The organism is Paractinoplanes bogorensis (assembly GCF_018829635.1).
Classification (GTDB): Bacteria; Actinomycetota; Actinomycetes; order Mycobacteriales; family Micromonosporaceae; genus Actinoplanes; species Actinoplanes bogorensis.
The window spans coordinates 741520-763623 of record NZ_JAHKKG010000005.1; the positions used below are offsets into that span (position 1 = coordinate 741520).

23 protein-coding genes and 1 pseudogene are annotated in these 22104 nt (G+C 71.3%); 7 read left to right on the forward strand and 17 right to left on the reverse strand.

Going from position 1 to position 22104, the window contains the following annotated elements; translation table 11 throughout:
- Nucleotides 1-38 precede the first annotated feature (38 nt).
- From KOI35_RS18970 to clsA, 13 genes are all read right to left on the reverse strand, one after another.
- Complete coding sequence (locus KOI35_RS18970; RefSeq protein WP_215788782.1) at nt 39-2282, reverse strand: FxsB family cyclophane-forming radical SAM/SPASM peptide maturase; 2244 nt, start codon at nt 2280-2282, stop codon at nt 39-41.
- A gap of 6 nt (nt 2283-2288) precedes the next feature.
- Entirely contained in the window at nt 2289-2459 is a 171-nt protein-coding gene (locus KOI35_RS18975; protein ID WP_215788783.1) for a hypothetical protein, read from the reverse strand.
- An 80-nt stretch (nt 2460-2539) separates the two neighbouring features.
- Nucleotides 2540-3154: a class I SAM-dependent methyltransferase gene (locus KOI35_RS18980; protein ID WP_215788784.1), complete on the reverse strand. Its 615-nt coding sequence runs from the start codon at nt 3152-3154 to the stop codon at nt 2540-2542.
- Nucleotides 3155-3204: 50 nt separating this feature from the next.
- Complete coding sequence (locus KOI35_RS18985; RefSeq protein WP_215788785.1) at nt 3205-3777, reverse strand: hypothetical protein; 573 nt, start codon at nt 3775-3777, stop codon at nt 3205-3207.
- Between the two features lie 33 nt (nt 3778-3810).
- Nucleotides 3811-4365 (reverse strand): MerR family transcriptional regulator, encoded by a 555-nt coding sequence (locus KOI35_RS18990; RefSeq protein WP_215788786.1) that lies wholly within the window; start codon nt 4363-4365, stop codon nt 3811-3813.
- A gap of 138 nt (nt 4366-4503) precedes the next feature.
- Complete coding sequence (locus KOI35_RS18995) at nt 4504-4968, reverse strand: bifunctional nuclease family protein (protein WP_215788866.1); 465 nt, start codon at nt 4966-4968, stop codon at nt 4504-4506.
- Nucleotides 4969-5079: 111 nt separating this feature from the next.
- Nucleotides 5080-5751: a transcriptional regulator FtsR gene (gene ftsR, locus KOI35_RS19000; protein ID WP_215788787.1), complete on the reverse strand. Its 672-nt coding sequence runs from the start codon at nt 5749-5751 to the stop codon at nt 5080-5082.
- Between the two features lie 68 nt (nt 5752-5819).
- Nucleotides 5820-6272, reverse strand: coding sequence for an oxoglutarate dehydrogenase inhibitor Odhl (gene odhI, locus KOI35_RS19005; protein ID WP_215788788.1), 453 nt, complete (start codon nt 6270-6272; stop codon nt 5820-5822).
- A gap of 166 nt (nt 6273-6438) precedes the next feature.
- A complete protein-coding gene (gene gcvH, locus KOI35_RS19010; RefSeq protein WP_215788789.1) occupies nt 6439-6819 on the reverse strand; it encodes a glycine cleavage system protein GcvH in 381 nt (126 codons plus the stop codon).
- A gap of 37 nt (nt 6820-6856) precedes the next feature.
- Nucleotides 6857-7744, reverse strand: a complete 888-nt coding sequence (locus tag KOI35_RS19015) for a DUF881 domain-containing protein (protein WP_438870612.1) — start codon at nt 7742-7744, stop codon at nt 6857-6859.
- Between the two features lie 252 nt (nt 7745-7996).
- Nucleotides 7997-8329, reverse strand: coding sequence for a small basic family protein (locus KOI35_RS19020; RefSeq protein ID WP_215788791.1), 333 nt, complete (start codon nt 8327-8329; stop codon nt 7997-7999).
- Nucleotides 8326-9249 carry a DUF881 domain-containing protein gene (locus KOI35_RS19025; RefSeq protein ID WP_215788792.1) on the reverse strand — a complete coding sequence of 308 codons (924 nt, stop codon included), beginning with the start codon at nt 9247-9249 and terminating at the stop codon, nt 8326-8328. Before KOI35_RS19025 ends, KOI35_RS19020 begins: the two co-directional genes overlap by 4 nt.
- Nucleotides 9249-9854 (reverse strand): cardiolipin synthase ClsA, encoded by a 606-nt coding sequence (gene clsA / locus KOI35_RS19030; protein ID WP_215788793.1) that lies wholly within the window; start codon nt 9852-9854, stop codon nt 9249-9251. The genes KOI35_RS19025 and clsA overlap by 1 nt, the downstream gene beginning before the upstream one ends.
- 341 nt (nt 9855-10195) lie before the next feature.
- Here clsA and KOI35_RS19035 point away from each other — a divergent pair, with 341 nt between their 5' ends.
- The 3 genes from KOI35_RS19035 to KOI35_RS19045 are packed head-to-tail and all read left to right on the forward strand — an operon-like array spanning nt 10196 to nt 12443.
- Nucleotides 10196-11170 (forward strand): hypothetical protein, encoded by a 975-nt coding sequence (locus tag KOI35_RS19035; RefSeq protein ID WP_215788794.1) that lies wholly within the window; start codon nt 10196-10198, stop codon nt 11168-11170.
- Nucleotides 11171-11182: 12 nt separating this feature from the next.
- Nucleotides 11183-11470 (forward strand): hypothetical protein, encoded by a 288-nt coding sequence (locus tag KOI35_RS19040; protein WP_215788795.1) that lies wholly within the window; start codon nt 11183-11185, stop codon nt 11468-11470.
- 55 nt (nt 11471-11525) lie between these two features.
- Nucleotides 11526-12443: an SDR family oxidoreductase gene (locus KOI35_RS19045; protein WP_215788796.1), complete on the forward strand. Its 918-nt coding sequence runs from the start codon at nt 11526-11528 to the stop codon at nt 12441-12443.
- Here KOI35_RS19045 and KOI35_RS19050 read toward each other — a convergent pair.
- From KOI35_RS19050 to KOI35_RS19060, 3 genes are read right to left on the reverse strand one after another with little or no spacing between them, the layout of a single operon-like run.
- The gene (locus KOI35_RS19050) at nt 12434-13366 is read right to left on the reverse strand and encodes a helix-turn-helix transcriptional regulator (protein WP_498371306.1); all 933 of its coding nucleotides are present in this window, start codon (nt 13364-13366) and stop codon (nt 12434-12436) included. The genes KOI35_RS19045 and KOI35_RS19050 overlap by 10 nt on opposite strands.
- Before the next feature lie 33 nt (nt 13367-13399).
- Nucleotides 13400-15352, reverse strand: a complete 1953-nt coding sequence (locus tag KOI35_RS19055; protein ID WP_215788797.1) for a vWA domain-containing protein — start codon at nt 15350-15352, stop codon at nt 13400-13402.
- 2 nt (nt 15353-15354) lie between these two features.
- Nucleotides 15355-16773, reverse strand: a complete 1419-nt coding sequence (locus KOI35_RS19060) for a sigma 54-interacting transcriptional regulator (RefSeq protein ID WP_215788798.1) — start codon at nt 16771-16773, stop codon at nt 15355-15357.
- Nucleotides 16774-16849: 76 nt separating this feature from the next.
- Between KOI35_RS19060 and KOI35_RS19065 the strand changes: the two genes are divergently transcribed.
- Together KOI35_RS19065 and KOI35_RS19070 are read left to right on the forward strand one after the other, a co-directional pair.
- Nucleotides 16850-17653 (forward strand): PhzF family phenazine biosynthesis protein, encoded by an 804-nt coding sequence (locus KOI35_RS19065; protein WP_215788799.1) that lies wholly within the window; start codon nt 16850-16852, stop codon nt 17651-17653.
- A 12-nt stretch (nt 17654-17665) separates the two neighbouring features.
- Nucleotides 17666-19300: an ABC-F family ATP-binding cassette domain-containing protein gene (locus tag KOI35_RS19070; protein WP_215788800.1), complete on the forward strand. Its 1635-nt coding sequence runs from the start codon at nt 17666-17668 to the stop codon at nt 19298-19300.
- On the opposite strand, the gene KOI35_RS19075 is transcribed toward KOI35_RS19070, so the two are convergent.
- The gene (locus tag KOI35_RS19075) at nt 19290-20150 is read right to left on the reverse strand and encodes a hypothetical protein (RefSeq protein WP_215788801.1); all 861 of its coding nucleotides are present in this window, start codon (nt 20148-20150) and stop codon (nt 19290-19292) included. The two genes, KOI35_RS19070 and KOI35_RS19075, sit on opposite strands and share 11 nt — an antisense overlap.
- A gap of 68 nt (nt 20151-20218) precedes the next feature.
- Between KOI35_RS19075 and KOI35_RS19080 the strand changes: the two genes are divergently transcribed.
- Entirely contained in the window at nt 20219-21523 is a 1305-nt protein-coding gene (locus KOI35_RS19080) for a neutral zinc metallopeptidase (RefSeq protein ID WP_308121065.1), read from the forward strand.
- 45 nt (nt 21524-21568) lie between these two features.
- A pseudogene (locus tag KOI35_RS19085) lies at nt 21569-21898 on the forward strand (molybdenum cofactor biosysynthesis protein); the annotation flags it as partial.
- Nucleotides 21899-22104 lie beyond the last annotated feature (206 nt).

A 22104-nucleotide genomic window follows, 5' to 3' on the forward strand; every position in this document is an offset into this window, starting at 1 on the left:
AACCAGATGATCGCAACCTCCATGCAGGACGGTCGGGATCAGACGGTCCAGCTGTCCACCGTCTCGCCCATCCGGCCGGCGAACCGCGCGCCGGCCGGGGTGAGGCGGTCGCCGGAGCGAAGGGCCTCGATGGCCTCGGCGGTCCAGTCGCGGTAGGTGCGGTACAGCTTGCGGGCCTCCTCGCCCCCGGATTGCGAGGACCGGCGCCGCCAGACGTCGGCCACCGCGAGGTGTGCGTACGCCCCCTGCAGGGCGGCCTCGACCGGGCGCGGGTCGGGTCGCCAGCCCACCCGGAGCCGGTCGCCGGCGGCGTCGTCGGGCACCAGGTCGATCAGGTCGAGCACCGCGCCCAGCTTGGTGTGCTGGAACTCGTGGACCAGCAGCACCGCCAGCTCCCCGGGACCGGTCCGGGCCACGCCGAGCGCACCGAACGCGTGCCGCGAGGTGGCGCTGCGCAGGGTGCCGTCGGGGGCCGGGGCCAGCGGCACGATCGCCCGCAGACCGGCGCGCAGACCGTCCAGCTGGTCGGGGGCGTCCTCGGCCAGGTGCGTCCAGGCGCTTTGCAGGGCGGCGGCCCAGCTCTCGGCGTCGTCCCGGGCCAGGTATCCGGTAGCGGCGTGTTCGAGCCGGTCCCGGTACGGATCCGCGTCCTCGATCAGGATCCGTGCACCGGCCACCGTGCACCACCGGGCCGCATGCCAGCCGTGTGCCTCACCGCCGGAAGGGATCGCGACGCGGCCGCCCGGCCAGCGCAGCGTGAACGAACCCGGCCCGGCCACCACGGTGACCTCGGCCGCCGGGGCCGCGAAGAAGCCCACTGTGGGCAGGTGGATGCGCCCGCCGTGGGCCCGCACCGGCACCTCGACCGGCAGACCGGCCCGCACCGCCACCGCCGCCGCGATCGCCGCGGCCCAGTCCGGGTCGCAGTCGCGGCCGCCGTCCAGGCAGCTCACCGCCCACGACCGGACGAACGGATGCCGCAGCACCTCGTCGAAGACCTCGGGCGCCCGCCGTTCCAGGTCGGCCAGCAGATGCCCGCCCGCGGCCGTCTCGCCGGCCACCTCCGCCACCAGGGCCCGGTTCACCGCCAGCTCGGCGTCGGCCAGCAGCGCCACCGCGCCGGCGTCGCCGTAGCCGTAGCCGAGGCCGTCGAAGGCGTCCGCCGGAAGCGCGCCGAGGTCGCCCGCGACCGGACCGGGGTGCTCGTTGATCGTGATGATGAGCTCCTTCAGGTCGGCGCAGTACACGGAGGGGTTGTCGAAGCCGCGGGCCGCGCTGTGCCGGTGCGCGGTCAGGCCGCCGCCGCACTGGCGCACGACCTCGCACGAACGGCACGTGGCTGACAGCGCGTCCAGGCCGGCCCGGCGGCGGCGCATGGCCGGGAGCTCGGTCACGTCGTCGGCCGAGGAGTCGAACACCGTCCGGCCGGTCGCTCCGCCGCCCGGCCCGGTGGTCTTCATCGAGTCGGGTTCCTCCCAGGCGCCGTCCGTCTCGATCACCACCACGTCGCCGGCGTCCAGCCCGACCGATTCGGTCTGGGTCGGGCCGCCGAGCCCGAGGGAGCGGATGGAGTCGAAAAGGCGTACGGGGAAAGGTTGTCCGTCGGAGGCCCAGCGCTCGTGGAAGGTGGTCAGCCAGGGGCCGAGCGGCTTGTCCGGCGGGGTGTCCCAGGTGGCGTGCGGCAGCAGCAGGTCGATCCGCGGCGGGTCCTCGGCGCGCAGGGCCTCGTACACGGCGATCGGGTCGTTGGCCGGGTCGATCGTGCACAACAGACCGGCGAAGATCTCGTCATGGCGGCGCAGCAGCGCGATCCCCCGCCGGGTCTGCGCGTGGCTGGAGGCGCCGTTGCGGTAACGGCGGTGGCGGTCGTTCTCGGGGCGGCCGCCGTCGAGGGAGATGCCGACCCGCACGTGGTGCTCGACGAGGAGCTCACACGTCGCGGCGTCGAGGCGGATGCCGTTGGTCTGCATCCGCAGGTCGAGCTCGCAGACCCGGGTGATCGTCGCGCGCAGCTCCTTGAGCACCGCTCGCAGCCGCCGCGGGCCGAGCAGCAACGGTTCGCCGCCGTGCAGCACGACGCCCACCCGGCCCAGGTCGTGGCGGGCGGCGTGCTGGGCGATCCGGCCCGCCGCGGCGTGCACGGTCTCGGGCGCCATCGCGAGGGGTCTGCCCCGCCACGACTGGTCCGCGTGCTCGTAGATGTAGCAGTGGTCGCAGGCGAGATCGCAGCGGCTGTGCACCTTGAGCACGAAGTGGCGCAGCGGGCGCCACGGGGTCGTCACCCGAGGTCAGATTCCCGACGAGAACGGCGTGACGTCCGCGCGGTCACGGACGCGTTCCAGACCCACGATGCGGCGGACGATCGTCGCCGACGCCGTCCGTTCGATCTGGTCGATCGGGCTGCGACGAGCCAGGTCGAGCGGGCGCGGAGCGGGCGTTTTCGCGGAAGGCAGCGGCACGACGATTCCCCCAGATCCCGGTCAAAGGCAATCCGAAGCATAGACAACACCTGAGGTCATGTCACGGGCACGCTGAGTGCTCACCGCCGGCGGAGCTTGACCGTGTTGTCCGTACGGTGGTGGGTCACCCCGTCGATCTCCTGCTCGCGCGGGTGTTCCTCGGCGAGGAGCACCTCCCAGCCGTCGCCTTCATCGAGCCGCAGTCCGGCGATGACCTCGTCCGGGCCGGGCAGCGGCGGCATGTTCTCGTGCCCCGGGCGGTGCCCCGGGCCGGTGTCCATGTGCCCCTCGATCAGCAGGATGCCGCCCGGGGCGACCGCGGCGGCGGCCCGGCGCAGGATGGCTTCCCGGTCGAACGCCTCCCAGAAGTGCAGGAACTGAGCGCTGACCAGGTCGTACGTGCCGTCGGGGAAGTCGGTGGCGAGGTCGTGCTTACGGAAGTCGATGGTCTCGATGCCGCGCTCGGCCGCGTGCTGTTGCGCGCGGCTCAACGCAACGCCGGAGATGTCGACCGCGGTCACCTGCCAGCCCTGCTGGGCCAGCCAGATGGCATCGCCGCCCTCGCCGCACCCGAGGTCGAGCGCCCGGCCCGGGGAAAGGTCGCTCACCTCGCGCACCAGCACCACGTTGGGCCGGCCGCTCCAGATCCGGGTGCTCTCGCTGTACTGGGCGTCCCACGCTTGTTCGTTGCTCATGGGACCAGCCTGCGGTCCGGCCGGCCCGGCGGACAACAAACGTTGCCGGATCAGCAAAGCGTCTCGTGCACCGGTTCGGTCCAGACCTCGTTCACCCGCACCTGAACCACCTGGCCCTCCACCATGGCGAGGATCCAGTCGCGCTTCTGGGGACTGTCCAGGCAGTTCAGCTCGCCGGCCACGGTCAACTGGGCGACCGCCTCCGGTTCGAGGGTGACCGGTGTGCCGGCGGCCGCGTCCACCTCGTCGTAGGTGGGCATGTCGCCGACGCTGAAGCCGGGAAGGACCGCCGTGGTGATCCGCTCAAAGGCGAAATCGTCGGGCTGGCCGGCGCCCGACACCCGTACGGGGACCTGGTTGTGATTCTGCACGTCGACCTGGAACACGAAGACGTGCGCCTCGCGCGCGAACGACGTCCGCTGCTCGCTGCTGTCCCCGAGGCCGACCCGATGGATGTCGAACGACGGCGTCACGGCCGGAGCCGGAGTCGGAGTTGCAGCCACGCGGTCGTGCCGGGAACGGAACTCCACCACCCCGACCGCGATCAATGCGGCCACCACCAGCACACCGGTCAGAACACGACTGTGCCGACGGGGAGGAGCACCGTTCTCAAGAACATCCACAACTTGGGCAGGTTACCCATACCGCGCAAACGGTCAACCGGCGCGCTTGCGGGCCCGGCGGGCCGCGAGTTCGTCACCCTCGGACGGCGACGGATCGGTGCCGACCGGCACCGGACCACCCGCGGGCTCGGCCGGCAGGTGCGACAGCGAGCCCTGGATCTCTTTGAAGGCGCCGCCGATCGCGATGCCGAACACGCCCTGACCGCCCTGCAGCAGGTCGACCACTTCCTCCGGCGACCGGCACTCGTACACCGTGGTGCCGTCGGAGATCAGCGTGATGCCGGCCAGATCCTCCACCCCGCGTGACCGGAGCGTCTCGATCGCCCGCCGGATGTTCTGCAACGACACCCCGGCGTCGAGCAGGCGCTTGACCACCTTGAGCACGACCAGGTCGCGGAACGAGTACAGCCGCTGGGTGCCCGAGCCGGACGCGTCACGGATGCTGGGGATGACCAGCGTGGTCCGCGCCCAGTAGTCGAGCTGGCGGTAGCTGATGCCGACCGCCTGGCACGCCGTCACCCCGCGATAACCGACCGAGCCGTCCTCGCCGACGAGTGGACCCTCTTCTTCGAGAGGCTGCTCGTGCACGCGACCACCTCCCCGCTTCACGGTGCCGCCGCTTCACCTGGACTTCACGAGCGTATATCTCAGAGCCCGCGGAAACAGCTAGGTAACCAAGCGACACGCCGCGACCGGGCGAGGCAGTTGTCGATCTTTAGCGGGGTTTCAACCCGCGAAGTCTTCGGGACGCACCTGGTCGAGGAACTCGCGGAACTTCTCGACCTCGTCCTCCTGCTCGTCCGGGATGACGATGCCGGCCTCGGTCAGCACCTGCTCGGCGCAGCGGATCGGCGCACCGACCCGCAGGGCCAGGGCGATCGAGTCGCTGGGCCGGGCCGACACCCGCACGTCGTCACCGATCAGCAGGTCGGCGTAGAAGACGTTGTCCTTCAGTTCGGTGATCTCGACCGCCGTGAGTGGCTTGTCGAGCGCCTTGAGGATGTCGCGCAGCAGATCGTGGGTCAGCGGACGGGCGGGCTTGACACCCTGCTGCTCGTACGCGATCGCGGTCGCCTCGACGGCACCGATCCAGATCGGCAGGTACCGATCACCTTCATTTTCCCGAAGCAGAACGATCGGCTGGTTGCTCGGCAGCTCCACCCGAACTCCGACCACGCTCAGCTCGCGCACCGCCGCCTCCTGGTCGATTGTCACGCCGCCCCGCAACGGCTGCCCCTATCCTGCACGGTACACGCACGCCGTCCGGATCCCGCGCGCGCCGCGTTCGATCAAAAACCCGGTTCACCGACCGAGTTCGCCACGCAACCCGGCTCGCACCAGAGCCGCGTGCAGACGCTGCGAGAGCGCCTGCAGATCCCGCGCCGTCTCGTTGGCCCGGGCCCGGGCGGCCGGGTCGCTCTGCCGCACCAGCGGCGCCAGCAACTGCGTGAACAGGCCGACCTCGCGATCGGCGGCGGCCCGGAAGCCGCGCAGGTGGCGCAGCTCGAGGCCGTACTTGGTCAGACCCACGACGGCCTCGACGATGATCACGGCGTCGCCGTCGTACCAGCCCGGTGGCCGCGCGGTCACCAGGCCCATCCGCTCGAGCTCGTCCAGCAGTTCGGCCGGCGCGCCCGTGCGTTCCATCACATCCTCCCGGGGGACCCGGGTGTCGGACGGATCGGCGGCCTTCTCGCCGCCCACCGCGACCAGGGCCGGACGGCTGGGCGCCACCGGCTCCTCGGACTCCATCCGGTCGAGCTGCTCGCGGATCACCCGCAGCGGCAGGTACTGATCGCGCTGCGCGGTCAGCACGAAGCGCAGCCGCGCGACGTCGTTCCACGAGTACTTCCGGTACCCGGAGGCGGTGCGCTGGGGGTCGACCAGCCCCTCCGCCTCCAGGAACCGCAATTTCGAGATGGTGGTGTCGGGGAACTCGGTGCGCAGATGGGCCAGCACCTCCCCGATGCTCATCAGCGCAGGCTCACGCCCACCCTGCGGCCGTGAGGCCCCCGGGTCGCGCGCCGCCGCCCCCGACGAAGTCACCCCTGGCTACCCTCCGCCTCGGGCCGCGGGCCCGCGATGAACACCAGCCGGAACTTGCCGATCTGCACCTCGTCACCGTTGCTGAGCGTGGCCGCCTCGACCCGCTCGCGGTTGACATAGGTGCCGTTCAGCGAGCCGACGTCGCGCACCGTGAAGGTGCCGCCGTCGCGGTGGAACTCGGCGTGGCGGCGCGAGACCGTCACGTCGTCGAGGAAGATGTCACTGTCGGGGTGTCGTCCACTGGTCGTCACGTCGTGGTCGAGCAGGAAGCGGGCGCCCGCGTTGGGACCCCGGCGCACCACCAGCAGCGCCATCCCGGGCGGGAGCGAGCCCGACATGCGGGCCGGCACCACGTCGGTGTCGGGACCATCGAGCACCTCGTCGAGGGCGCCGAGGTTCAGCGTGGACGTGACGTCGAGTGGGGGGAACTCGTCGTCTGGGCGCGTCATCGGACCACCTCACGGATCAGTTGGTCGTGGCGTGCGGCCAAGGTCTCCCCCGCCGCGCCGTAAGGCTGGGACGCACGACTATCGGTTTCAAAGGCATAACATTCGTTGTGCCCCGCAACCCTAGTCAGGGCCAATATCGCGGGGCAACCGGACGCGCTGACCTTCGTCAGCTCTCCGTCAAAGCTTTGTAGGCATCCGCGTCGAGCAGCGCCGAGACCGCCCCGGCGTCGGCCGGCGCGATCTCCACCAGCCAGCCCGCGGCATAGGGCTCCGCGTTGATCAACTCGGGCTCGTCGGTCAGCGACGCGTTCTTCGACACGACCGTGCCCGCGATCGGGGCGTAGATCTCCGAGACGCTCTTGGTCGACTCGATCTCGCCGAGCGAGTCGCCCGCCGCCACCTCGGTGCCCTCGTCGGGCAGCTGCACGAAGACGATGTCGCCGAGAGCATCCTGCGCGTAATGGGTGATACCCACCCGCACGGGCCCGCTGCCGTCTCCGGCCACCCACTCGTGCTCAGCCGTGTACCGCAGGTCCTCAGGAATCACGCGTCTCTCTCCCGTTGTCACGATTCACCGGCGCCTCTCACGAGACCGGTCGTGCGTACTGCAAGGTCGTGGCCCCCCGGACCGCGGTCACTTCGACCAACGTCCGTTGTTCCAACGTCACGCTACCGCCGCCGCTGTTCACCGACGCGACCACCCCGCCGGGGATCTGCAGCGCGGTCTGCATGATCGACGGCGTGCCGATCACCGTCAGCACGTACGGCCCGGTGAGCCGTTCGCCGTCCACGATCACCCCACCGCCCTCGGCGTCCACGAAATAGCTGGACGCCACGATCCGCACCGGTTTCCCGGCCGACCCGGCGATCTGCATGACCTCGCCACCCGCGCCACGCAGCTCCTGCACGGCGTTGAGGATGGCGCTCGCCTTGACCCCGTCGATCACGATCCGCAGCCCCGGACCCCGCGCGGCCAGCGTGCCGGCCAGCAGGCCCAGCTCGTCGGCCCGCTTCTGCGACTCGGCCAGGGCCGCCTGCCGCCCGGCCACACCCGAGGTGAGCTGCCGCTGGCTGGTCTCCAGGGCGCTGATCTCGCTCTGCAGCCGGCTGTCGCGGGCCTCGAGATCGCTCAGGATGCGCACCAGGTCCTCCTGCCGTGCACCGGCCAGGCCCTCGTCGGTGTTGTTGCTGCGCAGCTGCACCACCAGGGTGAAACCGAACAGCGCCAGCAGCACCAGGATCAGCGCCCCGGCCGGGGTCGGGCGCCGGGTCAGCAGATTCTTCAGACCGGCCTTTTCCCGTACGGGCGGAGGCGCCGTTCCCGCCTGCCCGGGCTTCTCCGCCTGCTCCGGGGCCGGCGGTTTGTCCGGTTCCGGAGCAGGCGCCGGCTCCGGCTCGGCCGGCCTCCGGGGCGGCGGCTGCAGAACCGTCGTCGGCTCGTCCGCGGGCGGTGGCGGTGGCGGTATCAGCACATCCGTCGGCTCGTCCACCGGTTCGTCGACCGCCGGTCGCAGCACCCGGGTCGTCTCCCCCGGCGCGTTCACCGGTTCGGGTGACGCCGGCGGATTGATCGACAGCTTCCGGGTCGGGCCCTCGAGATCCCGCTCGAACCGCTGCGGCTGCTCCAGCGTCGGCCCCTCGTCGGCCGGCACCGGCTTACGGCCGGCCGTGGGCATGCCCGGTTCGGGCTCGTTCTGGTCGGTCATCGCGTCGTCACCCCCGCCTCAGGCCCGGAACAGATGGCGGCGGATGGCGGCCACGTTGCCGAAGATGCGCACGCCGAGCACGACCACCACGCCCGTGGACAGCTGCGAACCCACGCCGAGCTGGTCGCCGAGATAGACGATCAGGCCGGCCACCAGCACGTTCGAGATGAACGAGATGACGAACTGCTTGTCGTCGAAGATGCCGTCGAGCCGGGCCCGCACCCCGCCGAACACCGCGTCGAGCGCCGCCACCACCGCGATCGGCAGATAGGGCAGCAGCTCGGGCGGCACGGTCGGGTTGAGCACGATGCCCAGGACGACACCGGCGATCAGGGCGAGTACGGCGATCATCGGCCGCCTTCCGACGATGAACTGGACGGCTCGACCGGGGAGGAGGCCGGGCCGGAGGGCAGGGAGGACGGTACGGGCGGCGGCGTGGACGGCTGGGCCACCCGCAACTTGAGTTCGGTCGCCGCGTCGAGCTGCACGTCCTTGGCCTCGCGGGCGCTGAACGACATGCCGTACTTGGCCGAGAGCTGGTCGAAGAACCGTCCGGCGTAGCTCGCCTGGAAGTCCTTGGCGAGGTCGTCCGGGCCGATCGCCACCACCTCGTACGGCGTCGTCACCGGGCGCAGGTCGACCAGGATCGCCTCGCCGGCCTGGCGGATCGTCGACGTCGCGGTCAGCCGCTGCCCGTTGATCGAGATCGCCTCGGCCCCCAGCGACCACAGGGCGTTGGTCGCCAGCTGCAGGTCGGAGTCCTTGACCCGGGCCACCAGGTTGCGTTCCCCGGTGACCGGGTTGATCGGCGTCGGGCCGTCGCCCACGGTGATCTTCGCGCCCGAGCCGCGGACCATGGCCAGCCCGGTCGCCGCCTCGGTGTCGCGCAGCTTCTGGATCTCGTCGTCGCTCAGCCCGCTCTCGCGCAGGGCCGAGACCTCCTCGGCCAGCTGGTCGGCCTGATCCTGCAGCTTGCTGGTGGTCTCGCGGCGGTTCTGCACCTGCTCGATCAGCTCGGCCCGCACCGTCGACCGGGACGGCTCGTCGGCCACCGTCTGCTTGTAGGCCATCACCAGCAGGAACCCGAGCGCCACGCAGGTGACGGTCAGGGCCGCGGTGGACACCCGCTTGCGGACCCCGGTCGGCTCGCCCTCGCGCAGCTTGCGGGCCGCGGCGTCGGCATAACCGGCGTCGAGCGGATTACGGAAGAGTTCGGTCAGGAAATCGGGGGTGAAGGTCCGCTTCGGCGGCTGCTCGTCCGGCTGGGTCATCAGACGGCCACCCGGGCCGCGCGCAGCAGCCGCACCGTCTGCATCAGATAGAGCACGCCGGCCGCCCAGTAGAGCCCGACCGCCCACCAGGCCAGCCCCCACCCGAGCGGGCCGGCCCAGCCGTCGATCGCGGGCACGGCCTCGGCCAGCAGGATCACCGGGAACGCGGCCAGCAGCACGAACGTGCCGGTCTTGCCGACGTAGTGCACCGGCAGCGCGGCTGTGTACCCGTTGCGGCGCAGCACCAGCAGCGCGATCGCGATCACGAGTTCCCGCAGCAGCAGAGCGCCGGTCAGCCAGTACGGCACCACACCTCGTACGGTGAAACCGATCAACGTGGCCAGAATGTAGAGCCGGTCGGCGAACGGGTCGAGGATCTCCCCGAGGCGGCTGACCGAGTTCATCCGGCGGGCCACGAAGCCGTCGACCCAGTCGGTGGTGCCGCCGATCGCCAGCACGATCACCGCGGCGACGTCGTTCTGCGGCCCGAGCAGCAGATAGAGGAACAGCGGGACGCCCAGCAGCCGGATGAAGCTGATCACGTTGGGAATGGTCCAGATGCGGTTGGAGGGGGCAGCGCTGGACGGCGCAGACTGCTGCGACATCGCGACTTCCTCTCCCCCTCGTGCACCGGGCCGACTCCCGGCTGACGCGTACGACCGGCACAGTGATGCCCGGATGGACGCGTCCCCCGACGCCCGGGCCCCCCACCGGCCACTCGCCGAGCAACTATAACGAGCTTCAGAATCTCCGTCGCGAACCAGTCACGTGTCGCACGTCGTGTCCGCCGTCCTAGGAACCTAGTTCTCTCTCCCCTAGGACGTTGAGCTGCACATGTCCATGGATCTCCGGGCCGCTCCCGCCCACCGCTTCGGCCGACTCCGGCGCGACAGCCCGCTGATTAGCGTCGATCAACAGCGACACCCTCGTTGCCTAAGGAACCGACGTGCGCCACCCCTGGTATTCGTGGGTCAACCCCTGGACCTGCGCCCGCAACCTGTTCAAACCCGCCTCCGCCAACCCCTACGCTCCGTTTCAGCGCCTGTCCGACTGGCGCGCCCGCATCGGTCTGGTCGCCGTCGTCCTGCTCAGCGTGAAGAACCTGGACTTCCCGTTCCTGCTGTCCGACCGGATCTTCGGCGCCCAGGTGTCGTTCGTCGGCGGCGGCATCGTCGTCGGCCTGGGCGTCGCCGCCTTCTGGTACCGGCATCCGGACCGGATCACCGGCCTGGTCCGGGTCGCGGTCCGCCAGGTCCTCCGGCGCGTGGCGATCATGGCTGTGGTGGCCGGCGGTCTCCTGCTCTCCGCCGTGGTGGTCCCGGAGTCGGCGCAGGACGCGACCCCGGACAGCTCGGCGGTGCTCTGGCCGATCGTGATCGCCACCGCGTGGTTGACCGTGTTCGGCTGGTCGATGATGTGGTACGCGATCCGCTGGACCTACGGCGTCAGCGAGATCGATCCGATGCTGGGGCCCGCCGTCACCGCGGTGTCCGCCGTCGTGGGCGCGATCGTCGGACAGATCGTCGACCTCGGCGACAACCGCGACCCGGTCGTCAGCACCACGATCACCGTCGTGGCCCTGGTCAGTGTCTTCGCCATCGCGGGCGCCGAGGCGTATCTCGTGCGACGCGGGCCGCGGTCCGAGCCGCCACCGCATCCGTACGAGCCCGGCCGCTACGTCTATCCGCCCGGCCGGCGGACCGGCCTCGACGCCTTCAGCCGGTGGATCGCCGGCCCGCCGAGCGGCCTGACCATCACCGCCCTCGTCGTTCTCTGGCTCCTGCCGCCCGTCGGCTTCGTGCTCGCCCTCATCTCCCTGGCCCGCGTGGGCCGCAGTTACCACCAGGGCGCCGGCCTCGCCCTGACCGCTCTGGTCGCCAGCGTCGTCTGGCCGATCGTCTACGCCACCGCCATCAGATAGCGAGGACAGGCAATGGAAGCCATCGTCTACTTGTGCCCGGCCAGCCTGGTCGTCGCGGTCGTCGGCGCGACCATCTCGACCGTCCGTGAGGTTCGGAAGGCCGCCCGCAAGCGCGGCATCGACCCCGACGCCACCGGCTGGAACAAAATCAACGCGTCGGTGCACGCCTGGTCGGACGAGGACCAGGCGAAGAAGCAGCGCAAGCGTGACGCCGAGGAGGAGTGGTTCCGCCGCAATCCGCACGCGTGCCGGCTCTGCCGCTCGAGACGGCACAGCACGCAATACCACTGGAGCCGCTGAACCCGTCCGGAAAAGCGGACACCGGCTGTCAGGTTTTGGCGGGAGAGTCGTCGGCATGGCAGACAAACCACTGACAGGCAAGGTCGCCCTCGTGGCGGGCGCGACGCGCGGAGCCGGGCGGCAGATCGCGGTTCAGCTCGGCGCGGCGGGCGCCACCGTCTACGCGACCGGGCGCAGCACCCGGGCCCGGCGCTCCGAGATGGACCGGCCCGAGACGATCGAGGAGACCGCCGAGATGGTCACGGCGGCCGGCGGCACGGGCATCGCCGTGGCCGTCGACCACCTGGAAAGCGACCAGGTCGCCGCGCTCGTGCGGAAGATCGACGACGAGCAGGGGCGCCTCGACGTGCTGGTCAACGACGTCTGGGGCGGCGACCCCCTCGCCACCTGGCACAAGCCGGTGTGGGACCAGCCGCTCGACAAGGGGTTCCGGCTGCTGCGCCTGGCCATCGACACGCACATCACCACCGCGCACCACGCCATGCCGCTGCTCATCCGCAACCCGGGCGGGCTCGTGGTCGAGATGGGCGACGGCACCACCGCCTACAACGAGGTCAACTACCGGCTGTCCGTCTTCTACGACCTGGCCAAGGTGTCGGTGAACCGGCTCGCCTACGCCTGGTCGAAGGAACTCGCCGGCCACGGCGGCACCTCGGTCGCCCTCACCCCGGGGTGGCTGCGGTCCGAGATGATGCTCGACGGCTTCGGCGTCACCGAGGACAACTGGCTCGACGGCGCCAAGAACGAACCGCACTTCGCCATCTCGGAATCGCCCGCGTTCGTGGGCCGGGCCGTCGCCGCGCTGGCCGCCGACCCGGACAAGGCCCGCTGGAACGGCAGGTCGACCTCCAGCGGTGAACTCGCCCAGGTCTACGGCTTCACCGACCTGGACGGGAGCCAACCGGACGCGTGGCGTTACCTGGTCGAGGTGCAGGACCCGGGCAAGCCGGCCGACGTCTCCGGTTACCGATAAAGATCAGCCGCCCGTGCGTGTGCCTCGGCCAGCCGGGAGCGCAACGCGGGCGGCTCGACCACTTCGACCTCGGGCCCGAGCGACATCATGTAGGTGTACGCGACGTCCATCGACTCGACCGGCAGCCGCGTCCGGGTCCAGCCGTCGTCCTCCGGCTCGCCCGCCGTTAGAGCCACCGAAAGTGCTTGCGGCTCGACGACAAACCGCAACTGCCGCACACCGGCCGGACTGAGCCGGATCGCGATCTCGTCGCTCAACATCTGCCGCACGAACTCCGCCGCCCGTCGGGCCCAGAAACCCGGCAGATCAAACCCGGTTTCCCGTACGAACGTGAGCCCGCTCGCCACCACGCCGGTGATCCGGTCGACGCGGTAGGTGCGCAGGTCGTCCCCGACTTTGCCGACCAGGTACCAGACCGCGTTCTTGAGGACCAGCCCGTACGGGGAAACCGTCCGGGTCACCTCGTCACGTTTCTTGTAGCGGATCTCGACGGACTGGTCGTGCCACACCGCGTGGGCCAGCTCGGCCAGCCGCGGCGGGGTCTCCGGATCGCGGAACCAGCCGGGCGCGTCGAGGTGGAAACGCTGCCCGGCGCGTTCGGACGCCTCCTGCAAACCCGGGGGCAGCGCGGCCAGGATCTTGAGCCGGGCCGTCTCGGCCGCCTCGGTCATCCCCATCTCGCGGGCCGGTCCGGGCAGCCCGGCCAGGAACAGCGCCTCGGCCTCGGCCCGGGACAGCCCGGTGAGCCGGGTCCGATAGCCGTCGACGAGCCGATACCCGCCGACGCGGCCCTGTTCGGCATAGACGGGCACACCTGCCGCCGACAGAGCCACGACATCGCGGTAGACGGTGCGTTCCGACACTTCGAGCTCGGCCGCCAGTTCGGCGGCCGTCATCGAGCCGCGCGCCTGCAGCAACAGCACCAGGTTGATCAGCCGCGCGGCCCGGATGACGGATCAGCGCCTTCCGCGCCGGGCCCGCACGTAGTCGTCGACCACGTAACGGCCCAGCTCCTCGACGTCGGGGCTGAAGACGCGGCCGCCGTTGCGTTCGGCCACCTTGGCCACGAACCGCTGCAGGCCCGGATCTTCGCCCAGCATGAAGAAGTTGAGCGTGGCGCCGTAGCGGGTCAGGTGGTCGACCTCGTGGATGGTGGCCCGGATGGTCTCGGGCAGCGGCGGCCACATGAACCAGGCCTCGCCGTCCTCCAGGTGGGCGGTCGGCTCACCGTCGGTGACGATCAGCACGACCGGCTCGGCACCCGGGTGCCGCCGCAGGTGCCGGCCGGCCAGGTTGAGGGCGTGCTGCAGGTTGGTGCCCTTCTCCATGGTCGGGTCGATCGCGGCCAGCTGGCCCTGCGACAGCGTCGACGCGTATTTGCCGAACCCGATGATCTGCAGCGAGTCTTGCGGGAACTGGGTCGCGACCAGGTGCGACAGCGCGAGGGCGGTCTGCTTCATCGGGCCCCAGCGCCCGTCGGCGAACATCGAGTAGGACAGGTCGACCAGCAGCGCGACCGCCGCCGAGGCCCGCCGCTCGGTCTCGGCCACCTCGAAGTCGTCGGGCTCGAGCCGGACCGGGAGAACGCCCACGCCGCCCGCACCGGCCTGGCGCCGGACCGCGTTGCCGATCGTGCGGACCACGTCGAGCGGCTGCTCGTCGCCGAACTCCCAGCGCCGCGACGAGCCGATCAGGTCACCCGCCGCGCCCGCGTCGCGCAGGTCGTGCTGCCCCTGCTTGCGGCCGGACAGGTCGTCGAACACCTGGGCCAGCGCCGTGCGCCCGAGCCGGCGCAACGCCTTGGGCGAGAGGGTCAGACCCTCGGCGTCGCGGGTCACCCAGCCCTGCCGGCTCAGCTCCCGTTCCAGCTCACGCAGCCGGCGTACGTCGTCGGCGGCGCCCCGGCCGAGCTGACGCTCCACCATCTCGACGTCCACGTCGTCGAGCGTGGCCCCGGGGTGTTCCTGGCCGAGCTGGTCGAGCAGCTCGTCGAGGTCGCCGATCTCGCCCAGAGCCGACGCGGCGTCGCCGTAGCCCAGATCCTGCGGGCCCCGCATCCGCTCGCCGCGACCCCAGTTGAGGTTGGGCCGCAGCGCCTTCAAGTTGTCGGTCATCCGGCCCAGCTGGCCGCGCAACGGGCCGTCGCCGAGCGCCTGGTCCATCAGGCGCGACAGCTCCTCCTGCTGCTGGGGGCTGAGCGAGCGCATCAGCCGCTCGGCCGCCGCCGCCCGCCGGGCCAGCGAGTCGATCAGCTCTTCGACGTTGCCCGGGTTTTCCGGGAAGAACTGGCCGTGCTTGGCCATGAACTGCTGGAACGCGTCGTCGGTGTCCTCGCCCCGGGCGTGTTTCTCGAGCAGGTCGTTCAGGTCGGACACCATCTCGTTGACGCCGTCGAGATCGCCGTTCTCCAGGGCCTGCTTCATGCCCGCGAACCGCTGCTCGACCACCTCGCGCCGCAGCCCGTCGAGGATCTGCTGGTAGAGCTGCCGGGCCTCGTCGGAGGCCCAGTTGTAGTCGGACAGCTCCTCGACCGCGCGGGACGTCGAGCGGGGCAGGTTGTCGAGCACCGCCTCGTTGAAGCGGGCCTCGTCGTCGTCGCGGCGGGTCAGCTCGTCGCGCTCGGCCGCCACGGCCTGGTCGAGCAACTGCTGGGCCCGGGTGACGGCGCCGTCGAGGTTGCCCCGGCGCAGCGCCTCACGCCGCAACCGCCGGGCCCGGTCGCGCAGCTCGTCGAGCCCGCGACCGGCCCGCGGACCGCGGCGGACCAGGTCGCGCAGCACGTCGCGCAGGCTCTCGCCCTCGAGCACGCGCTCGCCGACCTCGTCCACGGCTGCCCGCACGTCGTACGGCGGGGCGAGCGGGTCGGGCCCGTCCCGCCACACGCCGTACCGGAAATTCTTACGAGCCATGGTCAGCTCCCGTACAGGGTGCGGCCGTCGTCGGTGAGTTCCTTGGCCATCCGGCGGGTCAGGTGCAGCCCCTCGAGCACGAACTCGATGCCGGAGGCGGCCTGCCCGGGCGAGGGCGCGTCGCCCAGGCCGAGCCGGTCGAGCACCTTGGCCAGGCCGGGCACGGTGCCGATCTGTCCCAGCAGTTCCTCGGCGCTGACCAGGTCACCGGTCTCGACAATGGCGCCCTCGGCCACCAGGTCGGTGAACCCGGACAGGTCGAGGCCGGCCAGCCGGTCGCGGAACGTCTCGGCCGTCGCCACCCGCAGCAGGTGCGCGAGCACCTCGGTCTCGCGCCCCTCCTCGCCGCTCTCGAACTCGACCTTGCCGCGCAGGGTCGAGGTGACCGACACGGTGTCGCAGATGCGGGCCACGGCCTCACGCTCCTGCCGCAGACCGCTGCGCCGCAGGGCGCTGGCCGCGACCGTCTCGGCGGCGGCGATCGCGAACCGGGCCGAGATGCCCGAACGGGCGTCGACCGACGGCGACTCGCGGACCGCCCGGGTGTAGCGGGCCAGCACGTCGACCAGGTGGTCGGGCACGGCCGCGACCAGGTCGGCCTCCTGCCGGATGAGCTCGGTCTCGAGGGCCAGGTCGACCGGGTAGTGGGTGCGGATCTCGGCGCCGAACCGGTCCTTCAGCGGGGTGATGATGCGCCCGCGGTTGGTGTAGTCCTCCGGGTTGGCCGAGGCCACAAGCAGCAGGTCGAGCGGCAGCCGGAGCTGGTAGCCGCGGACCTGGATGTCGCGTTCCTCGAGCACGTTGAGCAGCGACACCTGGATGCGCTCGGCCAGGTCGGGCAGCTCGTTGACGGCGAAGATGCCCCGGTTGGTGCGCGGCACCAGCCCGAAGTGAATCGTGTCGGGGTCGCCCAGCGCCCGGCCCTCGGCCACCTTGATCGGGTCGACGTCGCCGATCAGGTCGCCGACGCTGGTGTCGGGGGTGGCGAGCTTTTCGCCGTAGCGCTCGGAGCGGTGCAGCCACGAGATCGGCAGCAGGTCACCGGTCTCGGCGACCATCCGCCGGGTGGCCGGGGTGAGCGGGTGGTAGGGGTGTTCGTGCAGCTCGGAGCCGGTGATGACCGGCGTCCACTCGTCGAGCAGGCCGATCAGCCCGCGGATGAGCCGGGTCTTGCCCTGGCCGCGCTCGCCCAGCAGGACCATGTCGTGCCCGGCCAGCAGCGCCCGCTCGACCTCGGGGAGCACGGTGTCGTCGTAGCCCACGATGCCCGGGAAGCGCGGCCCGCCGTCGCGGAGGCGGGCCAGGAGGTTGTCGCGCAGTTCCTGCTTGACGGTTTTGTACTCGTGGCCGGAGGCCCGGAGCTCGCCCAGGGTGCGCGGGAGGTCGGATGAGGGTGTGATCGCGGTTGGTGCATCTGTCACCGTCAGAACGCTACTCCGGGGTTGTGACAACAAGCGGCCTCCCGCGTTTCGCTGAGAGCGTGGCAGTCTCCCTTGCATGGCGACGATCGAGCGGTACGCGGCATTCACCGACGACCCGGCGGGCGGCAACCCGGCCGGGGTCGTGCTCGACGCGAGTGACCTGGACGACGAGGCGATGCTGAAGATCGCGGCCGAGGTGGGTTACTCGGAGACGGCCTTCATCACCGGCGGGAAATACCGGGTGCGCTACTTCAGCCCGCTCGCCGAGGTGCCGTTCTGCGGGCACGCCACGGTCGCCACCGCGGTCGCGCTCGGGCCGGGCGAGCACGTGTTCACCACCAACGCGGGCGAGGTGCCGGTCAGCGTCGACGCGCACGGCCGGGCCACCCTGACCAGCGTGCCGCCGGCCATCTCCGAGCTGCCCGCCCGGCAAGCACTGCTCACCGCGCTGCGCTGGAGCGAGGACGATCTCGACCCCGGGTTCAAACCCCAGGTTGCGTACGCCGGTGCGTACCACCCGGTGCTGGCCGCGCGGACCCGTTCGCGGCTGGCCGAGCTCGACTACGACTTCGACGCGCTCAAGGGGCTGATGGAGGCACAGGGCTGGACGACGATCCAGCTGATCTTCCGCACCGGTGACCGCAGTTTCGACGTACGGAATCCCTTCCCGGTCGGCGGGGTCGTCGAAGATCCGGCCACCGGGGCCGCGGCGGCCGCCCTGGGCGGATATCTGCGGGCGATGTTCCTGGTGCCCGAGGAGGCCACCCTCGAGCTGCGGCAGGGCGACGACATGGGCCGGCCGAGCCGGATCACGGTCGCGCTGCGGCGCAACGACGCGCGCGTACGGGTCAGCGGGAACGCCGTGCCGATGGGCGACTAGGCTCGGAAGGCGATGAGCGCCACCCTGATTGCCCGTGATCTCGCCGCCGGGCACGGCGACCGCGTCCTCTTCTCGGGGCTCGACCTGGTGGTCGCCCCGGGCGACGTGATCGGCCTGGTCGGGGTGAACGGCGCGGGCAAGACGACGCTGCTGCGCACCCTGGCCGGCCTGGTGCCGGTCGAGGGCGGCACGGTCACGCTGAGCCCGCCCACCGCCAACGTCGGCTACCTGCCGCAGGAGCGCGAGCGTCGCGAGGGCGAGACCGTCCGCGACTTCCTGGCCCGCCGCACCGGCGTCGGCCCGGCCCAGACCGCCCTCGACACCGCGACCGAGCGGCTGACCGAGGGCGCGCCGGGTGCCGACGACGAATACGCGACGGCCCTGGAACGCTGGCTCGACCTGGGCGGTGCCGACCTCGACGAGCGGGCCGCGCAGGTCACGGCCGAGTTGCACCTGACCGTCGGCCTCGACCACCCGATGACCGCGCTCTCGGGTGGCCAGGCGGCCCGCGCGGGCATGGCGTCGCTGCTGCTCAGCCGGTACGACGTGTTCCTGCTCGACGAACCCACCAACGACCTCGACCTGGACGGGCTGCGCCGGCTCGAGGAGTTCATGGCGGGCCTGCGAGCGGGTGCGTTGCTGGTCAGTCACGACCGCGAGTTCCTCACCCGTACGGTGGGAAAGGTCCTCGAACTTGATCTGGCCCAGCAGAAGGTGACCCTGTTCGGCGGCGGCTACGCGTCCTATCTGGAGGAACGCGACCGGGCCCGGCGGCAGGCCCGGGAGGACTACGAGGAGTACTCCGACAAGAAGGAGGACCTGCTCGAACGGGCCCGCATGCAACGCGCCTGGATGGAGAAGGGCGTGCGCAACGCCCGCCGCAAGGCCCCCGACAACGACAAGATCGCCAAGAGCCACCGCGGCGAGACCAGCGAGAAGCAGGCGGCCAAGGCCCGGCAGACCGAGAAGCTGATCGAGCGGATGGAGGTCGTCGAGGAGCCGCGCAAGGAGTGGGAGCTGCGGATGGAGATCGCCGCCGCGCCCCGCTCGGGCTCGGTGGTGGCGACCCTGCGCGACGCGGTCGTACGCCGCGGCGACTTCCAGCTCGGGCCGGTCACCCTGCAGATCGACTGGGCCGACCGGATCGCGATCACCGGCGCCAACGGCTCTGGCAAGTCGACCCTGCTGGCCGCGCTGCTGGGCCGGCTGCCCCTCGACGAGGGCGCGGCCCACCTGGGCTCGGGCGTGGTGGTCGGCGAGATCGACCAGGCGCGCGGGCTGTTCCTGGGCGGTCAGTCGTTGATGACAGCGTTCGGCGCGGCGGTGCCCGAGATGAGCGACGCCGACGTACGGACACTGCTGGCCAAGTTCGGGCTGCGGGCGGCGCACGTGCCCCGGCCCGCCGCGAGCCTGTCCCCCGGCGAGCGCACCCGGGCGGCACTGGCCCTGCTGCAGGCACGGGGCGTGAACCTGTTGGTGCTGGACGAACCGACCAACCACCTCGACCTGCCCGCCATCGAGCAGCTGGAGGCCGCGCTCGGGTCGTACGAGGGAACGCTTCTGCTCGTCACCCACGACCGGCGGATGCTTGAGGCGGTCAGCACCACCCGGCACCTGGAAGTGGCCGACGGCAAGGTCACCGGCTGACCGCGTCCTCCAGCGGCACCGTCACCCGCACGCCGGCCAGGCCCGCCGCCGGCCAGCGGACCACCAGGTCGAGCACGTCACCGGACGGGCGGGCGACGACATATTCCGTACGGGCGTGGTAGCCGTCCGCGCCACCACCGGCCTCGCCCTCGTACGCCGCCAGACGCACCGCGGACCGGTCGCGCAGCACGGCGATCGACGCACCCCAGTCGCCGGGCGCGTCGGCGGCGATCCGGGCGAAACTCTCCACCGCCATCGCCAGGGTCGAACCGACCGCGGTCAACCGGCTCAGCACGACAACGCCGTCGCGGTCGCGGGCCAGCACCCGCGGCGCCGCGCACAGCCGCCCGGCCTCCAGCGGCGGCGGCTCGAGATCGTCGTCGCCCTCGCTGTCCCGCACGCCGCCCGGCACCGGGGCCATGTCGACCGGCGCCTCCCAGATCGAGACGACACCCCGCTCGGCCTCGGCCCGCGACGGCACGGCAAAGCTGCTGGAATGCTCGGGGAAGCCGATCTCGGGCCAGGCCAGCACGAGGTCGAGGCGGTCGAACTGGGCGGGCAGCACCACCCGCGTCCGGTGCGTCGAGCCGTCGTCGGCGATCGAGCCGTACTCCCAATGGGCCCGCCCGTTCGCGTCGAGCCAGCCGACCCGCAGATCAACCCCTTCGTCGTACGCGGGAAGCAGTCGCCTCTCGGCCGGCGGTGCCGGTTGCCCGCGCCTCGCCACGAGATCGATCTCGAGCCCGTCGTTGCGCGAGGTCATCTGGACGACACCGACGGTCAGCGCCGGGTCGTCGACCAGCAGGCCGCCGGGGTGCGCGGGCACGCCCAGCGTCTGTTCGAACAGCATGGGCGCAGCGTAGCGGGCGGTGGAAGTGGGCAACTACCGTCGACAGTCAGCAGAGCTGAGGAGTGCCCGTGCCCCCGTCGCGTGTTCTCGCGTCCACTCTTGTCGTCGCCTTTTTCGCCCTCGCCGGGTGCGGGCTGGTGCCCGTCGACACCCCGCGGCGCAACACCACTGACCCCGCGACGGTGACCAGGTCGATCGCCGACGTCGAGCGGTTCTGGACCGCGCAGTTCGGCGAGGTCTCCGGTGGGGACGCTTTCGTCAAGGTCCAGGGTGGCTACTACCCGTACTCGAAGGCCGATCCGCCGCCCGCGTGCGGTGGTCAGCAGGCCGGGTACGAGCCGAACGCCTTCTACTGCCCGAGCGACGACTTCATCGCCTGGGACGCCCAGCAGCTGATCCCGCAGCTCGAACGCAACTACGGCCCGCTGCTGGTCGGCGTGGTGATGGCGCACGAGTACGGGCACGCCATCCAGGCCCGGATCGGCCCGTCCAACCAGCCCACGGTGGTGCTCGAGCAGCAGGCCGACTGCTACGCCGGGGCCTGGCTGGCCGACGTGCTGGCCGGCCGGTCCACGGCGTTCAAGAACGTCACCCCGGCCCAGCTGGACGACGCGGTCGCGGGCGTGCTGACCCTGCGCGACCAGCCCGGCACGCCGGCCACGTCGGAGGGTGCGCACGGCAACGCGTTCGACCGCATCCGCGCCCTGCAGGACGGCGTGGACGAGGGCGTGACGACCTGCGCCGCCTACCGGGCCCGGAACCTGCCGGTGACCGAGATCCCGTTCAGCACCGAGGAAGAAGCCGCAAGCGGCGGCAACCTCGCCTACGACGACGCGGTGCAGCTGCTGGCCGACGACGCGCAGTCGTACTGGCAGCGCACCTATCCCCAACTGACCGGATCCCCGTGGGCCGACCTGGCCGTGCAGCCCTTCCGGGCCGGCGAGCCACCGTCGTGCGACCAGCCCGACGCGTCGGCCGAGGGGCGCGCGTTCTACTGCCCGTCCGGCGACTTCGTGGCCTTCGACAGCACCGAGCTCGGCCCGTACCTGCACCAGGAGATCGGCGACTACGCGGTCGGGATGCTGCTGGGTGACCTGTTCGCCCGGGCCGCCCAGGAACGCCGGGGCGAGGCCACCCGTACGGAACAGGGCCAGCTCACGGTCGACTGCCTGGCCGGCTCCTGGACCAACGACATGATCACCCGGGACCAGTCGGACAGCCGGGTCCGCCTCTCCCCCGGCGACCTCGACGAGGCGGTGCAGGCGCTGCTGGCATTCGGCCGGGCCTCCGAGGGCGACGGGGCGACGGCCTTCGACCGTATCGCCGCCTACCGCGAGGGAGTCCTGAAAGGCCTGTCCGCGTGCACGAACTGATCCGCCCACGTTTCCTGGCCGCTCGCACGAAACTAGAGTCGAGACGTGCCGACGATCGTGGAGCTGCTCGCGTCGCCGGTGCATCGTTTCGAAGGGCGGCCGTCGGACGGGCCGCGGCCGGCGCCGCCGGGTGAGCTGGTGTCGTCGATACAGGTGCGGGCCGGGCTCGGCATCGTCGGCGACCGCTACTTCAACCGCGCGGCCCACCGAGACGCCTCGGTCACGGTGATCAGCCAGGAGAGCCTTCCCTCCGGTACGGGTCTGGTCGCCGTCCGCCGCAACATCCTGCTGGCCGGTCTGCCGGTCGACGACCTGGTGGGCTCGGTGCTGACCCTGGACTCGGGTGACGGCCCGATCCGGTTGCAGGTGAACCGCTAGGGTGCGTCTGGCGGAGCACGCGAGTCTGCGGTGCGGTCCAGGTGGTGGCTGACGTCGGCCGCAGGGCGGTCGCATACCGGTGATGCCCCTATGGATGTCAAGCGGGTGTGGTGATGGCCTGGGTGATGAGTTGGTAGAGCTCTCGGGCTATGTAGCGTTTGAGGCAGCGGATGGCTTCGCGGCGGGTCTTGCCTTCAGTGGTG

Excerpts from the sequence above, each read along its gene's own strand:
- clsA (WP_215788793.1), bottom strand. The coding sequence starts at position 9,854 with ATGTCGCAGCAGTCTGCGCCGTCCAGCGCTGCCCCCTCCAACCGCATC.
- KOI35_RS19065 (WP_215788799.1), top strand. The coding sequence starts at position 16,850 with ATGGCGACGATCGAGCGGTACGCGGCATTCACCGACGACCCGGCGGGC.
- KOI35_RS19020 (WP_215788791.1), bottom strand. The coding sequence starts at position 8,329 with ATGATCGCCGTACTCGCCCTGATCGCCGGTGTCGTCCTGGGCATCGTG.
- odhI (WP_215788788.1), bottom strand. The coding sequence starts at position 6,272 with ATGACGCGCCCAGACGACGAGTTCCCCCCACTCGACGTCACGTCCACG.
- KOI35_RS19040 (WP_215788795.1), top strand. The coding sequence starts at position 11,183 with ATGGAAGCCATCGTCTACTTGTGCCCGGCCAGCCTGGTCGTCGCGGTC.
- ftsR (WP_215788787.1), bottom strand. The coding sequence starts at position 5,751 with ATGAGCATCGGGGAGGTGCTGGCCCATCTGCGCACCGAGTTCCCCGAC.
- KOI35_RS19055 (WP_215788797.1), bottom strand. The coding sequence starts at position 15,352 with ATGGCTCGTAAGAATTTCCGGTACGGCGTGTGGCGGGACGGGCCCGAC.
- KOI35_RS19075 (WP_215788801.1), bottom strand. The coding sequence starts at position 20,150 with ATGCTGTTCGAACAGACGCTGGGCGTGCCCGCGCACCCCGGCGGCCTG.
- KOI35_RS18980 (WP_215788784.1), bottom strand. The coding sequence starts at position 3,154 with ATGAGCAACGAACAAGCGTGGGACGCCCAGTACAGCGAGAGCACCCGG.
- KOI35_RS19070 (WP_215788800.1), top strand. The coding sequence starts at position 17,666 with ATGAGCGCCACCCTGATTGCCCGTGATCTCGCCGCCGGGCACGGCGAC.
- KOI35_RS19025 (WP_215788792.1), bottom strand. The coding sequence starts at position 9,249 with ATGACCCAGCCGGACGAGCAGCCGCCGAAGCGGACCTTCACCCCCGAT.
- KOI35_RS19045 (WP_215788796.1), top strand. The coding sequence starts at position 11,526 with ATGGCAGACAAACCACTGACAGGCAAGGTCGCCCTCGTGGCGGGCGCG.